This is a genomic window from Streptomyces sp. HNM0645 (assembly GCF_030056615.1).
In the GTDB taxonomy this organism is placed as follows: domain Bacteria; phylum Actinomycetota; class Actinomycetes; order Streptomycetales; family Streptomycetaceae; genus Streptomyces; species Streptomyces marianii.
Genome location: NZ_JASHLT010000031.1, coordinates 67,387 through 81,667, shown reverse-complemented (window position 1 = coordinate 81,667; position 14,281 = coordinate 67,387). Strand labels below are relative to the sequence as shown.

Below are 14,281 nucleotides of genomic sequence, written 5' to 3'. Positions count from 1 at the left end.
GGCGCCGACGCCCGCCCGGCCCCCACGCCCGCGGGCGGTCGCGCCGCCACCCGGGCCGAAGCCCGCCGCGCCGCCCGGCGCCGCAGGATCGGACCGTTCACGCTCGGCGGCACCGACGGATTGCGCCGCCTCATCCCGCAGGCCCTCGTCGTCGCCTTCCTCGCCGGCGGCACCACCGCCTTCGTCGCCGCCGACAAGGCCGTCCGCCTGAGCGTCGACGGGGTGCCCCGCACCCTGCACACGTTCGCCGACGACGTGGAGGAACTCCTCGCAGAGGAAGGGCTCACGGTCGGAGAGCACGACATCGTCGCCCCGGCCCCCGGCGCGGAGCTCTCCCACGGCGACGAGGTCGTCGTCCGTTTCGGCCGCCCCGTCACCCTCACCATCGACGGCCGCAGCCGCCGGGTGTGGACGACCGCCCGCACCGTCGAGGAGGCGCTGCACCAGGTCGGGGTGCGGGCGAACGGTGCCTCCCTGTCCGTCTCGCGCTCCCGGTCCATCTCCCGCGGCGGCCTCGACGTCGACGTGCTGACCGAGCGGACCGTCACGCTCATGGCCGACGGCCGGGCCCGCACCGTCCGCACGAACGCGGCGACCGCACGGGAGGCCGTCGAGACGGCCGGTATCACCCTCGGCGGTCAGGACACCACTTCCGTGCCTCCGGACAGCTTCCCGCGCGACGGTCAGACGATCACCGTCCTGCGCATCAGCGACACCGAGGAGGTCCGCGAGGAGCCCATCCCGTACGACACCGTCCGGACCGACGACCCGGAGCTGCACCGGGGCACCGAGGTTGTCGCCCGGGCGGGGAGGGCGGGCGTGCGGCGGGTCACCTACTCGGTGCGGACCGTGAACGGCGTCCGGCAGAAGCCTCGGAAGGTCTCCGAGGAGGTCGTGCGGGAGCCGGTCGCCCGGCAGGTGAAGTCGGGCACCAAGCGGCCGCCCGACTCGGTCCGGGGGGCCGACGGGCTGAACTGGAAGGCGCTGGCGCAGTGCGAGTCGGGCGGGCGGCCGGACGCGGTGGACCCGTCGGGCACCTACGGCGGGCTGTACCAGTTCGACACCCGCACCTGGCAGTCGCTCGGCGGCCGCGGCCGACCCCAGGACGCCTCCCCCGAGGAGCAGACGTACCGGGCGAAGAAGCTCTACGTGCAACGGGGGGCGAGTCCGTGGCCGCACTGCGGCCGTAGGCTGTACCGGTGAGCACCACCGATCCCGATGCCCTCCTCGGCCCCGCCGACATCCGAGAACTGGCCGCAGCGCTTGGCGTACGCCCCACCAAGCAGCGCGGCCAGAACTTCGTCATCGACGCCAACACCGTCCGCCGGATCGTCCGCACCGCCGGGGTGCGGCCCGACGACGTGGTCGTGGAGGTCGGCCCGGGGCTCGGCTCCCTCACCCTCGCGCTGCTGGAGGCCGCGGACCGGGTGACCGCCGTCGAGATCGACGACGTGCTCGCCGCCGCGCTGCCCACCACGATCGCCGCGCGGATGCCGGAGCGCAAGGACCGCTTCGCGCTGGTCCACTCCGACGCGATGCACGTGCAGGAGCTCCCGGGCCCGGCGCCCACCGCACTCGTCGCCAACCTCCCGTACAACGTGGCCGTCCCGGTGTTGCTGCACATGCTGGAGCGCTTCCCGACCATCGAGCGGACGCTGGTCATGGTGCAGTCCGAGGTCGCCGACCGGCTCGCGGCCCGGCCCGGCAACAAGGTCTACGGCGTGCCGTCGGTCAAGGCGAACTGGTACGCGGAGGTCAAGCGGGCCGGGGCGATCGGGCGGAACGTCTTCTGGCCCGCGCCGAACGTCGACTCCGGGCTCGTCTCCCTGGTCCGGCGCACCGGGCCGCCGAAGACGACGGCCACCAGGGCCGAGGTCTTCGCGGTCGTCGACGCGGCCTTCGCACAGCGCCGCAAGACGCTGCGGGCCGCGCTCGCCGGCTGGGCGGGCTCCCCGGCGGCCGCGGAGGCGGCGCTGGTCGCAGCCGGGATCTCGCCGCAGGCGCGGGGCGAGTCGCTGACGGTGGAAGAATTCGCGCGTATCGCGGAGCACAAGGGAGCCGGGGAAACCACGTGAGCGTCACCGTACGGGTACCTGCCAAGGTCAACGTCCAGCTGGCCGTCGGCGGGGTCCGGGACGACGGGTACCACGACCTGGCCAATGTGTTCCTGGCCGTCGGACTGTACGACGAGATCACCGTCACCCCGGCCGAGTCGCTGACCGTCACCTGCTCGGGCCCCGGCGCGGACCAGGTGCCGCTGGACCGGACGAACCTCGCCGCGCGGGCGGCGGAACTGCTCGCCGAGCGCCACGGGATCGACCCGGCCGTGCACATCCACATCGACAAGGACATCCCCGTCGCCGGCGGCATGGCGGGCGGCAGCGCCGACGGCGCGGGCGCGCTCCTCGCCTGCGACGCGCTCTGGTCCACCGGGGCGTCGCGGGAGGAACTGCTCGGCATCTGCGCGGAGCTCGGCAGCGATGTGCCGTTCAGCCTGGTCGGGGGCGCCGCCCTCGGCACGGGCCGGGGCGAGCGGCTCACGGAGCTGCCCGTCGGCGGGGCGTTCCACTGGGTCTTCGCCGTCGCCGACGGAGGACTGTCCACGCCGGCGGTCTACCGGGAGTTCGACCGGCTCAACGAGGGCGCGGACGTCCCCGCGCCGGTGGCGTCCCCGCTGCTGCTGGACGCACTGCGCACCGGCGACGCGGGCGCCCTGGCCGGGGCACTCGTCAACGACCTCCAGCCCGCGGCCCTCTCGCTGCGCCCGTCGCTCGCGGACACGCTGCGCACCGGCACCGACGCGGGCGCGCTGGCCGCGCTCGTCTCGGGCTCCGGGCCGACGACCGCCTTCCTCGCCAAGGACGCGGACGCGGCGGGGCAGATCGCCGAGGCGCTGCTCGCGTCGGGGACCTGCCGCACGGCCCGCGTCGCCCAGGCCCCGGCGCTGGGCGCGACGATCGTGTAGTCGGCGGTTGGGCGGTTGGGCGGTTGGGCGGTTCGGAGGTGCGGCGGCTCGGCGGTTGGGCGGTTCGGCGGTTGGGCTGCTCCGTAGCTCCGTAGCTCCGTGGTTCTGCGGGTACTCAGGCCCGAGTTGAGTACGAACGCCCTCACGCCCGCTCGCCCCCGGACGGGACCGTGGGCGCATGGGATCACGCGTACCTGCGCTCGCCGAAGCCACCCCGGACACCAGGGACCGCTACGTCGACCTGCTGAGGGTCGTCTCGCTCGGGACCGTCGTGCTCGGGCACTGGCTGATGGCCGCCGTCACCGCCGACGGGGTCGGCAATCTGCTCGCCGTCGTGCCGGAGCTCCAACTCCTCACCTGGGCAGTGCAGATCATGCCGGTGTTCTTCTTCGTCGGCGGCTTCTCGCACGCGCTCTCGTACCGCTCCCTGCGCCGCAGGCACCCCGCGGGCGACGGCACCTCGGTCTACGCGGCGTTCCTGCGGGCGCGGCTGCGCCGACTGCTGCGGCCCACGATGGCCTTCGTCCTCGTCTGGGGCGCGGCGGCGCTGCTCGTCCAACTGCTCGGCGGCGGCAGCGGGCTGACCGGTGTCTCCCTGCGGCTCGTCACCCAGCCGCTGTGGTTCATCGGGATCTATCTGGCGATGGTCGCCTTCACCCCGCCGCTGCTGAAGCTGCACGAGCGGTACGGCTGGGGCGCGTTCGGGGCGCTCGTCGCCGGCGCGGTCCTCGTGGACGTGCTCCGGTTCGCGCTGGGGGTCCCCTTCGTGGAGTTCCTGAACTTCGCCTTCGTCTGGCTGGCCGTGCACCAGCTCGGCTTCCTGCGGGCCGACGGGCGCCTCCGGCTGCCGTCGGCGCTGGCGGCGACGGGACTGGCCGGCGCCGCGCTGCTCGTGGCGGCCGGGCCGTACCCGCTGTCCATGGTCGGCATGCCGGGGGAGAAGGTCTCCAACATGTCCCCGCCCACGCTGGCCCTGCTCTGCCACGGCCTGTGGCTGGTCGGCGCGGTGGAGCTGCTGCGCGGGCCCGGCGCCCGGCTGGTGGCGCGTCCCCGGGTCTGGCGCACCGTCGTCGCCGCGAACGGCATCGCGATGACCGCGTTCCTGTGGCATCTCACCGCGATGCTCGGCGTCTACGGCGGGATGCTCGCCGCCGGAGTCACCCTGCCGGAGCCGGCCTCGGCCGCCTGGTGGGCGCAGACTCCGCTGCGGATCGCCGCCGCCGCGCTCCTGACGGCCGTCCTGGTCGCCGCGTTCCGCGGCTTCGAACAGCCCTCACCCGCTCCGGTCCGCCCCGGCTCGGGTCCGCTCGCAGCCCTCGGCATCACCCTCTGCCTGTTCGGTGTGCTCGGCCTGTCCATGGTCGGCTTCGCCGGACTGCTCGAAGGCCGCACGGCCACCCTGATCGCGGTGCCGGTCAGCGCCCCGACCGCGGTCGCGATGGCGCTGGCGGGCTGGTGGCTGGTGGAACGGTCAGGCTTCGCCGTAGGTCGAGACGAAGGCTGACCAGACGGCGGCGGGGACGTCGAGCCGGGGGCCGTCTGGGACCTTGGAGTCGCGGACGTGGACGGTGCCGGGGCAGGCGGCGACCTCGACGCAGTCATCGCCCTGGGCGCTGCTGTAGCTGGACTTGAACCAGGCGAGTTCTGCGGTGCTCATAGCGCTCCTCGGATTCGCTCCAGCAGGCCCCGCGAGTCGCTGGGGGTCAGAGCCTGTGAGCGCAGTGTGTCATACGCCTGTTGGAGCGGGACCACTTCTTTCGGGTCGCCGATCAGACGGCCGTTCCTCTGCCCCTCGGAGTAGGCGTACCGCTTCCCGTCCGGCCCTTCCAGGAGCCGCAGCATTCCCGCCAGACAGGCGTGGAACTCGCAGGCGGTCGGCATGATTTGGAGCGTCACGTTCCGCGGGGCGCTACTCGCCGGCACATGGTCGAGCATCTGCCGGGTGACCTCCGTACCACCGAGCCGCTGCCGGAAGACCGCCTCCGTGACGATGAAGCTGAAGGGCACGTTGGGCCGTTCACGCAGGAGCCGTTGCCGCTCCAGCCGCGCGGCGATCTGACTCTCCACCTGTTCGTCCGACAGGGGCGGCACCTCGTTCTCGTACAGGGCACGCAGGTACCCCTCCGACTGCAGCAGCCCCGGCACCATCCTGCACTCGTACGTGCACAGGCTCACCGCCGTCCGCTCCAGCCGTGCCCACTCCCTGAACCACGACGCCAGCCCCGGCTGCCGCGTCAGATGCCCGAACGCCCGCCGGAGCGCGCCCGTGTTCCCCAGCGCCGCCTCCGCCAGCTCGACGAACTGCGTGTCCGGCATCCGGCGGCCCAGCTCGATCGAGGCCACCGTGTGCCGGGAGAAGCGCACCATCGGCGCGAAGGCCTCCCGCGTCAGCCCCGCGTGCTCCCGCAACCCCTGCACGAACGCCCCGAACGTCTTCAGACTGTCCGACGACACCGGCTCGTCGTCCACCCCGGCCAAATCCGCCACCTCCAGGTGCGTTCCCAGGTCCCCGGCCGACAAGGTCGACAAGGTCGACTCGGTCGACTCACCCAGCGTCGCGACCCGGTCGCGTACTGTCCACTCTCCGTGGGTGTACGGTCGCGCACCGTACGCGCGGACTGTGGACGGTGCGCCCCGACTACGCTGGTAGGCCGATCGATCCCCCTGTCAGGAGAGAAATGGCCGTCAATCTGGTCAATGTCGAGGCAGTCAGCAAGGTGTACGGCACCCGTGCCCTGCTCGACGGAGTGTCGCTCGGCGTCTCCGAGGGGGACCGCATCGGGGTCGTCGGGCGCAACGGAGACGGCAAGACCACGCTGATCCGGATGCTCGCCAGGCTGGAGGAGCCCGACACCGGCCGGGTCACCCACAGCGGCGGACTGCACATCGGGGTGCTCACCCAGCACGACTCGCTCGACCCCGCCGCCACGATCCGCCACGAGGTCATCGGCGATCTCGCCGACCACGAGTGGGCCGGCAACGCCAAGATCCGAGATGTGCTCACCGGGCTCTTCGGCGGGCTCGACCTGCCCGGCTTCCCGCAGGGCCTGGACACCGTCATCGCCCCGCTGTCCGGCGGCGAGCGGCGCCGGATCGCACTCGCCAAGCTGCTGATCGCCGAACAGGACCTGATCGTCCTCGACGAGCCCACGAACCACCTGGACGTCGAGGGCATCGCCTGGCTCGCCCAGCACCTCCGGGCCCGCCGCTCGGCCCTCGTCTGCGTCACCCACGACCGCTGGTTCCTCGACCAGGTCTGCACCCGCATGTGGGACGTCCAGCGCGGCACGGTGTACGAGTACGAGGGCGGCTACTCCGACTACGTCTTCGCCCGCGCCGAGCGGGAGCGCATCGCCGCGACCGAGGAGACCAAGCGGCAGAACCTCGTCCGCAAGGAGCTCGCCTGGCTGCGCCGCGGCGCACCGGCCCGGACGTCGAAGCCCCGCTTCCGCGTCGAGGCCGCCAACGAGCTGATCAAGGACGTGCCGCCGCCGCGCGACACCTCCGAGCTGATGAAGTTCGCCACCACCCGGCTCGGCAAGACCGTCTTCGACCTCGAGGACGTCACCGTCCAGGCCGGGCCGAAGGTCCTGCTCAAGCATCTGACGTGGCAGCTCGGCCCCGGCGACCGGATCGGCCTGGTCGGCGTGAACGGCGCGGGCAAGACCTCCCTGCTGCGCGCCATGGCCGACGCCGCGGGCAGCGACGGCGAACGGCAGCCCGCCGCCGGGCGCATCGTCACCGGCAAGACCGTGCGGCTCGCCTACCTCTCACAGGACGTCACCGAACTCGACCCCGAACTGCGGGTGCTGGAGGCCGTCCAGCAGATCCGCGACCGTGTCGACCTCGGCAAGGGCCGGGAGATGACCGCGGGCCAGCTGTGCGAGCAGTTCGGCTTCTCGAAGGAGAAGCAGTGGACCCCGGTCGGCGACCTGTCCGGCGGCGAGCGGCGTCGGCTCCAGCTGCTGCGGCTGCTGATGGACGAGCCGAACGTCCTCTTCCTCGACGAGCCCACCAACGACCTCGACATCGAGACGCTGACGCAGTTGGAGGACCTGCTCGACGGCTGGCCGGGCTCGATGGTCGTGATCTCCCACGACCGCTTCTTCGTCGAGCGCACGACCGACCGCGTGCTCGCGCTCCTCGGTGACGCGACACTGCGGATGCTGCCGCGCGGCATCGACGAGTACCTGGAGCGCAGGGCGAGGGTCGTGCAGGCGGCGGCTCCGGCACCCGCCGCTCCGGCGAAGCCCGCCGGAGCGGAGAAGTCCGCGGCGGACCAGCGGGCCGCGAAGAAGGAGTTGCAGAAGATCGAGCGGCAGCTCGACAAGATCTCCGAAAGGGAATCCACGCTGCACTCGCAAATCGCCGAAAACGCAACCGACTTCGAGAAAGTGGCGGAACTCGACGCGCGCCTCCGCGAACTCTCCGGCGAACGGGAAGAGTTGGAAATGCGCTGGCTCGAACTCGCCGAGGACGCGTAGCGGCGGCGCGCGCCGGTCGCGTAACGACGGCATCACGGGCCGGTTCTCCCTTGGGTACAGGGGCGGACCGGCCCGCTTCTTGACATGCCCCGGGTGATACAAAGAAGCCCCGCTCGACTGACGTGACGTTGCGGAAACCCATGTCCGATTCGCTCCATTTCCAAAGGTGCATGCCCGAGGGAATCGCGGGGGAGGCCGGTCGGGCAGCGGGCCGCACGAAGGGGGAGAGCTGATGACTCAGCCACCCAGCCAGCAACCGCCGCAGGGAGGCTCCGGGTCTCCGCAGGGCCCTCAGCAGGGCACTCCCCAACAGCCCGCCCAGCCGCCGCAGACCCCTCCGGCCCAGCCCGCCGGCCCGCCGCAGGACGCACAGCCCGGGTACGGCTACCCGCAGGCGGCTCCGCAGCCGGGATACGGCTACCCGCAGCAGGCTCCCGGCCCGTACGCCCAGCAGCCCGGGCCCTACGCCCAGCAGCCGGGCCCGTATGGCCAGCAGCCCGGGCCCTACGGCCAGCAGCCGGGTCCGTACGGCCAGCAGCCCGGTCCGTACGGCGCCTACCCCACCCAGCCGCAGTACCCGGGCGCGCCCCTCCCGCCCCCTCCGGGCGGTGGCAGCGGGAACTTCTTCAAGGGCAAGCCCGCCGCGATCATCGGCGCGGCCGTGGCGGCGCTCCTCGTCATCGGCGGCGGCACCTGGTTCGCGCTCAGCGGCAGCGAGGACGCCCCCGGGCCCGACGCCAAGCAGACCGGCGGCCCGCAGCCGACCGGCTCGGAGTCGGTGGACCAGGGCGACGGCAGCGGTACCGGGCGCAAGGAGGTGGACGACCTCAACGCAGGCCGCGAGGACGGCGAGTCCAAGGTGCTCTGGCTGGCGAAGAACGAGGTCGACCTGCCGCGCAACGGCGCCGAGGTGTACGGCCCGTGGTTCGCCGGCGACATCGTCGTCAAGGGCATGTACAAGGAGGTCGCGGGCTACTCCGTCGACGACGGCGGCAAGAAGTGGAGCCTGCCGCTGCCCGCCGAGCTGTGCGCGGCCCCGGTCCGCGGCACCGACGACGGCAAGCTCGTCATCGCCTACAAGGACGGCACGGGCAACAAGGCCAACTGCACCCAGCTGCAGCTCGTCGACCTCAGGACCGGCAAGGCGGGCTGGAAGAAGACGATCACCAAGAAGGGCGCCTTCGACCTGCTGTCCAGCCTCACCCTCGCGATCAGCGGCAACACCGTTACGGCCGCCCGCACGGGCAACGGCGAGGCGTTCCGGATCAGCGACGGCTCACCGCTCTTCGGCAAGCTGCCGGGGAACTGCCAGCCGCAGGCGTTCGCCGGCGGCCCGAAGCTGATCGCCGCCGAGACCTGCCGCACCGGCGACTACGACAAGACCCAGGAGCAGCTCGAGGAGCTGGACCCGACCACCGGCAAGGCCAGGTGGACGTACAAGCTGCCGGTCAACTGGCAGGTCGACAAGGTCTATTCGGTCAGTCCGCTGGTCGTCTCGATGTCGCAGCCCGACCAGAAGAAGTGGAGCGTCGTCGCGCTCAACGCCAACGGGACCCTGCGCTCCCAGATCGACGGCGGCACGGACCGCTACCAGCCGCGCTGCGGCCGCGGCTTCGTCGTCTTCGGTGAGATCCTCGAGGGCTGCGTCGGCGTGGCAGCCGACGCCGACACCTTCTACATGGCGACCGAGCCGAAGGAGGGCGGCACGGCCCGCACCAACGCCGTCGTGGCGTTCGACCTCGACACCGGCAAGCGCAAGTGGCGTGCGGACGCGCCCGCCGAGCAGATGATGATCCCTCTCCGCATGGAGGGTTCGAACGTCCTGGTGTACCTGGAGCCGAAGTACGACTCGGGCGGCGCGGTCGCGACGCTCGCGCCGACCGGCGGCAAGCCCACCGTGCTGCTGCAGAACCCCGCGTCCACGTCCTCGATCGAGCGAACCTTCTGGAGCCCCAAGCTCGCCTACCACAACGGCCGGTTCGTCATCGCGAGCGGCCGGGTCAGCGCGAGCAACGACAAGGAGGAGAAGGAGACCAAGACGATGATGGCCTTCGGGAAGTGACCGCGTCCGGCCGGACGCCCCGACCCGGACCACCGGAACGAATCGTTTCCTTCCCACATCGCCCCAGAGGTACGCAGGCATGACGCAACCACCCCAGTCCCCGCAGCAGCCGGGCGAGCAGCCGAACCAGCCCCCGAAGCAGCTGGGCGGGCAGCCGAACCAGTCGCCGCAACAGCCGTCCGGGCAGCCCCCGCAGCAGCCCACTCCGCCCCAACAGCAGCCCGCGCAGCCCCCGCAGGGCGGCTTCGGCGCGCCGCAGGACCCTGCCCCCGGCCCCGCCGGTGGGACCCCCGCTCCGGGCGGCTTCGGCGCACCCACCACGCCGCCGCAGCAGCCCGGTTACGGTTATCCGCAGAGCCCGCCCCCCGGTCAGCCCGCCGGTTACGGCTATCCGCAGACGCCGCCCGGCCAGCAGCCCGGTTACGGCTATCCGCAAGGCCCGCCCCCCGGTTACGGCTACCCGCAGGCACCGGGCCTGCCGACGCAGCCGATGGGCCAACAGCCCTACGGCTACGGCTACCCGGGGCAGCCCACGCAGCATCAGTACGGCCCGCAGCAGCCGGGCGGTCCCGGCGGCAAGAAGCCGAACACCCAGATGCAGATCATCATCGCCGCGGTCGTCGCCGTGGCGCTGATCATCGGCGCGGGCGTCTGGTTCGCCGCCGCCAAGGGCGACGACGACAAGGGCGGCAATGCCAAGGGCTCCAGCCAGGGCGCGGACGGCGGCAAGGACAAGGCCCTCGGCGGCGGCAAGGAGAAGGCGCCGTCCAACCCGGCGGCAAAGGTCGCCTTCCAGCTGCCCCAGCCGAAGGTCACCGACGTCACCGATGTGAGCGGCTCGTGGGTCACGGACTCGCTGTACGTCAAGACCGGCATCAACTCCGTCGTCGGATACGACCTCACCAAGGGCACGGTGAAGTGGACCCTTCCGCTTCCCGGCCAGGTGTGCGCCGCCTCGCGTCACGCCACGGCGGACCACAAGACGGCCATCGCCTTCGAGCCCGCCAAGCGCAAGCCGCCGCGGAACTACGAGAAGTGCACCGAGGTCGGCGCGATCGACCTCACCACCGGCAAGCTGCTGTGGAGCAAGTCGACCACGGGGTCCGGCGACGACAAGGCCCGCTTCAACGAGGTCACCCTCAGCGGCGGCACCGTCGCCGCGGGCGGCACCGACGGCGGAGCGGCGTTCGACCTCGCCACCGGCGCCGTTCGGTGGAAGCCTCAGGTCAACGCCGAGAACTGCTTCGACATGGGCTACGGCGGCGGCCCCGCCCTCGTGGCGGCCCGCAAGTGCGGCGACTACGGCCGCCAGTACGTCGTCATCCAGTCCCTGAACGCGCAGACCGGCGCGCCGGCCTCCTCGTTCAAGATGCCCACGGGCGTGGAGTACGCGAGCATCGTGTCCACCAAGCCCCTCGTGGTCGCCGCCGACGTCGGTGACACCGCCGGGGACGGCAGCGGCATCTCGGACTTCTTCGTCGTCGACGAGAAGACCGGCAAGCTGAAGATCAAGATCTCCGCCGACGCGGACCGGTTCGCCGCACGCTGCGGCTCCACCGAGGTCGAGACCTGCCGGCACATCGTCGTCGGCAACAACCGCCTCTACCTGCCCACCGAGGAGCACGAGGGCAGCGGGGAGTACGGCGACACCAACGAGATCGTGTCCTTCGACCTGACCACGGGCAAGCCGACCGCCGACAAGGCCGATGCCGGGGACCGGTACACGATCTCGCCGATCCGCATGGACGGCGGCAACCTCATCGCCTACAAGCGGCCCCCGTACGACAAGGGCGGGCAGATCGTCAGCATCGACGGCGGCACCTTCAAGCAGACGGTGCTGCTGGAGATCCCGTCCGACGAGTCCGTCCGCCAGGCGGAGTCCAGTTTCAGCGAGGACTACTCGGAGATCCTCTACACCAACGGACGGCTGTTCATGTCCGAGACCATGCTCAGCAAGCGGAGCGGATCGACCTCGCGACAGGAATATCTGGTGCTCTCCCTGAGCACGAACTGAACCACCGGTGCATGAGTGACGGAGGTCCCCCGCCCGTACGGGCGGGGGACCTCCGCCGTTCGTCAACTTGCCCCGAACGACACGCATTTCACCGATCCGAGGGATTTCTGATGCGTAGGGCAGCGCAACGTCGAACAAGCGTGTAGCTTGCCGGATCAGTAGTGCTGGGGGCGGGGGGCCGGCTCCAGGGGTATGGGGGGTTGCTCGATGGGTGTGCGGCTCATGGTGGTCGACGACCACCGTTTGCTGGCCGAGGCGCTGGCCTCCGCGCTGAAACTGCGCGGACACCGGGTGCTCGCCGCGGCGGCGCCGACGGCGGGGGCGGCCGAACTGGTGGTGAGCAGGGCGCCCGAGGTGTGCTTGCTCGGGACGGCGGCACCGGCGGAGCCGGGCGCCTTCGACCCCATCGTGCGGATCAAGCGTGAGCGTCCGCAGGTCGCCGTGGTGGTGCTCGGACCCGTGCCGTCGCCGCGCGGGATAGCGGCGGCCTTCGCGGCCGGCGCGTCGGGCTATGTGCGCCATGACGAGCGGATCGAGGGCGTCGAGCGGGCCATGGCCAAGGCGCGGGTGGGCGAGGCGGCGGTGGCGCCGCAGCTGTTGCAGGGCGCGTTCACGGACCTGCTCAACCCGGCGGCCCAGCCGGACGACGAGGGCCGGCGGCTGCTGCGCATGCTGACCCCGCGAGAGGTGGAGGTGCTGGTGCGCGTCGCCGAGGGCGAGGACACCCGGCTCATCGCCGCGGGCATGGGCATAGCTCCCAGTACGGCCCGCACGCACGTCCAGCGGGTGCTGATGAAGCTGGGCGTCGGCTCCCGGCTCGAGGCCGCGGCCCTCGCGGCCCGCACGGGCCTCCTCGACCACGCGGCGAGCCACCCGCCGCTTCCGGCCGGCCCGGAGCTCGACGTGGACTGAGGGCGCCCGGCGCTGCTCTCCTACGACTGCCGCGCCGACGTCGTCGGCGCCGACGACGACCGCCGGCCGCCACCACGTCCGAGATCCGGCACGACCGGCTCCTCGGCGACGCCGTCGCCATCGCCTCGCACCGCCAGGGCCGCACCCACCACCCGCCCGTCGGCGAGTGCCCCCTCTGCCCGTCCGGGGACGGGCGGCTCAGCGAGATCCCGGACAGTGACTACGACGTCGTCGTCCTCGAGAACCGCTTTCCGTCCCTCACGGGAGGGAACGGACGCTGCGAGGTCGTCTGCCTCACCCCCGACCGCGACGCGTCCTTCGTCGCGCACCGCGCCGCCACCGGGTGCAACCTCTTCGACGACGTCGTCGCCCGCGAGCCGGAGTCCGCCGCCAGGGTCGTGCCGGCGGGCGACCACCGGGTCGCCTTCGTGCCGTACGCGGCGCACTGGCCCTACGAGGTGCACCCGTACCCGCGCTGCCGGGTGCCGGACCTGCGCGCGTTCGACGACGCGGCGCGCACAGAGTTCCCACAGGTCTGTCTGGAACTCTTGAGGTGCTTCGACCGGATCTTCGGTGCCGACCGGCCACCGGCGCCGTGCATCGCCGCCTGGCACCAGGCACCGTCCGACGACGGCGCACGCACTGCCGGCACGACTGCCGGCACGCGCGGCGGGCACGGCGGGCACGAGGACTTCGCGCTGCGCCTCGAGCTTTTCACCGGCCGCCGAACTTCCGGAAAGCTGAAGTTCCTCGCCGGTTCCGAGTCCGGCATGAGCGTGTTCATCAACGATGTGCCGCCGGAGGCAGCAGCCCGGCGACTGCGAGAGGTGGCGAGCGAGTGAGCAAGTACCTGGTGACGGGCGGAGCCGGCTATGTCGGCAGCGTGGTGGCCGCGCACCTGCTGGAGGCGGGGCACGAGGTCACGGTCCTCGACGATCTGTCCACGGGTTTCCGTGAGTCCGTCCCCGAAGGCGCCTCCTTCGTCGAGGGCCGGGTCCAGGACGCGGCCCGCCACATCGGCCCGTCGTACGACGGCGTCCTCCACTTCGCCGCGTTCTCGCAGGTCGGCGAATCGGTCGCGCGACCCGGCAGGTACTGGGAGAACAACGTCGGCGGGACGATGGCGCTGCTCGCAGCGATGCGCTCCGCGGGGGTCCGCAAGCTGGTCTTCTCCTCCACGGCGGCCACCTACGGCGAGCCGCTCTCCACGCCGATCACCGAGTCCGACCCGACGGCGCCGACCAGCCCGTACGGCGCCACGAAGCTCGCCGTCGACCACATGATCAGCGGCGAGTGCACGGCGCACGGACTGGCCGCGGCGTCCCTGCGGTACTTCAACGTCGCCGGCGCCTACGGCGACTGCGGTGAGCGCCACGACCCCGAGTCGCACCTCATCCCGCTCGTCCTCCAGGTCGCGCTCGGCACCCGGGAGACGATCTCCGTCTTCGGCGACGACTACCCGACGCCGGACGGCACCTGCGTGCGGGACTACATCCATGTCGCCGACCTCGCCGAGGCCCATCTGCTCGCCATGGACGCGATCACTCCCGGGGAGCATCTGGTCTGCAACCTCGGCAACGGCAACGGCTTCTCCGTCCGCGAGGTCGTCGAGACCGTCCGCAAGGTCACCGGCCATCCGGTCCCGGAGACCGTCGCCGCCCGCCGCGCCGGAGACCCGGCCGTGCTGGTCGCCTCCTCCGCCGCGGCGCGGGAGCGGCTCGGCTGGTCCCCGTCGCGGCCGGATCTCGCGGGGATCGTCGCCGACGCCTGGGACTTCGCCCGCTCCCGGCGAGCCGGCACGTGAGTGTCGCCGAGCGGTTCCGGGAGCTGTACGGGTACGGGCT

12 protein-coding genes are annotated in these 14,281 nt (G+C 72.1%); 10 read left to right on the top strand and 2 right to left on the bottom strand.

The window, feature by feature from the left end; genetic code table 11:
• The 4 genes from QMZ92_RS21980 to QMZ92_RS21965 form a co-directional block, all read left to right on the top strand.
• Window positions 1–1,203: resuscitation-promoting factor (locus tag QMZ92_RS21980; RefSeq protein ID WP_283299106.1), on the top strand; the 1,203-nt coding region annotated here is incomplete at its 5' end.
• Window positions 1,200–2,075 (top strand): 16S rRNA (adenine(1518)-N(6)/adenine(1519)-N(6))-dimethyltransferase RsmA, encoded by an 876-nt coding sequence (gene rsmA, locus QMZ92_RS21975; RefSeq protein WP_283299105.1) that lies wholly within the window; start codon window positions 1,200–1,202, stop codon window positions 2,073–2,075. The genes QMZ92_RS21980 and rsmA, both read left to right, overlap by 4 nt.
• Window positions 2,072–2,965: a 4-(cytidine 5'-diphospho)-2-C-methyl-D-erythritol kinase gene (locus tag QMZ92_RS21970; protein WP_283299104.1), complete on the top strand. Its 894-nt coding sequence runs from the start codon at window positions 2,072–2,074 to the stop codon at window positions 2,963–2,965. The genes rsmA and QMZ92_RS21970 overlap by 4 nt, the downstream gene beginning before the upstream one ends.
• A 178-nt stretch (window positions 2,966–3,143) precedes the next feature.
• A complete protein-coding gene (locus QMZ92_RS21965) occupies window positions 3,144–4,469 on the top strand; it encodes an acyltransferase family protein (RefSeq protein ID WP_283299103.1) in 1,326 nt (441 codons plus the stop codon).
• Here the strand turns inward: QMZ92_RS21965 and QMZ92_RS21960 are convergent.
• Together QMZ92_RS21960 and QMZ92_RS21955 are read right to left on the bottom strand one after the other, a co-directional pair.
• On the bottom strand, window positions 4,437–4,622 hold the full coding sequence (locus QMZ92_RS21960; protein WP_283299102.1) for a DUF397 domain-containing protein: 186 nt from the start codon (window positions 4,620–4,622) through the stop codon (window positions 4,437–4,439). The two genes, QMZ92_RS21965 and QMZ92_RS21960, sit on opposite strands and share 33 nt — an antisense overlap.
• Complete coding sequence (locus QMZ92_RS21955) at window positions 4,619–5,485, bottom strand: helix-turn-helix domain-containing protein (RefSeq protein ID WP_283299108.1); 867 nt, start codon at window positions 5,483–5,485, stop codon at window positions 4,619–4,621. Before QMZ92_RS21955 ends, QMZ92_RS21960 begins: the two co-directional genes overlap by 4 nt.
• Before the next feature lie 158 nt (window positions 5,486–5,643).
• Between QMZ92_RS21955 and QMZ92_RS21950 the strand changes: the two genes are divergently transcribed.
• The 6 genes from QMZ92_RS21950 to galE all read left to right on the top strand — a co-directional run bounded on the left by QMZ92_RS21950 (window position 5,644) and on the right by galE (window position 14,241).
• The gene (locus tag QMZ92_RS21950; protein WP_283299101.1) at window positions 5,644–7,449 is read left to right on the top strand and encodes an ABC-F family ATP-binding cassette domain-containing protein; all 1,806 of its coding nucleotides are present in this window, start codon (window positions 5,644–5,646) and stop codon (window positions 7,447–7,449) included.
• 232 nt (window positions 7,450–7,681) lie between these two features.
• Window positions 7,682–9,511: an outer membrane protein assembly factor BamB family protein gene (locus QMZ92_RS21945; protein ID WP_283299100.1), complete on the top strand. Its 1,830-nt coding sequence runs from the start codon at window positions 7,682–7,684 to the stop codon at window positions 9,509–9,511.
• A gap of 79 nt (window positions 9,512–9,590) precedes the next feature.
• Window positions 9,591–11,525: an outer membrane protein assembly factor BamB family protein gene (locus QMZ92_RS21940; protein WP_283299099.1), complete on the top strand. Its 1,935-nt coding sequence runs from the start codon at window positions 9,591–9,593 to the stop codon at window positions 11,523–11,525.
• A gap of 207 nt (window positions 11,526–11,732) precedes the next feature.
• Entirely contained in the window at window positions 11,733–12,437 is a 705-nt protein-coding gene (locus QMZ92_RS21935; RefSeq protein ID WP_283299098.1) for a helix-turn-helix transcriptional regulator, read from the top strand.
• A gap of 26 nt (window positions 12,438–12,463) precedes the next feature.
• Window positions 12,464–13,279 (top strand): galactose-1-phosphate uridylyltransferase, encoded by an 816-nt coding sequence (locus tag QMZ92_RS21930; protein ID WP_502962108.1) that lies wholly within the window; start codon window positions 12,464–12,466, stop codon window positions 13,277–13,279.
• Window positions 13,276–14,241, top strand: coding sequence for a UDP-glucose 4-epimerase GalE (gene galE, locus QMZ92_RS21925; protein WP_283299097.1), 966 nt, complete (start codon window positions 13,276–13,278; stop codon window positions 14,239–14,241). The genes QMZ92_RS21930 and galE overlap by 4 nt, the downstream gene beginning before the upstream one ends.
• Window positions 14,242–14,281: the final 40 nt, after the last annotated feature.

Bases quoted from the DNA above. Each gene is read 5' to 3' on its own strand.
- QMZ92_RS21950 (WP_283299101.1), top strand. From the start codon at position 5,644: ATGGCCGTCAATCTGGTCAATGTCGAGGCAGTCAGCAAGGTGTACGGC.
- QMZ92_RS21960 (WP_283299102.1), bottom strand. From the start codon at position 4,622: ATGAGCACCGCAGAACTCGCCTGGTTCAAGTCCAGCTACAGCAGCGCC.
- QMZ92_RS21940 (WP_283299099.1), top strand. From the start codon at position 9,591: ATGACGCAACCACCCCAGTCCCCGCAGCAGCCGGGCGAGCAGCCGAAC.
- QMZ92_RS21935 (WP_283299098.1), top strand. From the start codon at position 11,733: ATGGGTGTGCGGCTCATGGTGGTCGACGACCACCGTTTGCTGGCCGAG.
- QMZ92_RS21945 (WP_283299100.1), top strand. From the start codon at position 7,682: ATGACTCAGCCACCCAGCCAGCAACCGCCGCAGGGAGGCTCCGGGTCT.
- QMZ92_RS21965 (WP_283299103.1), top strand. From the start codon at position 3,144: ATGGGATCACGCGTACCTGCGCTCGCCGAAGCCACCCCGGACACCAGG.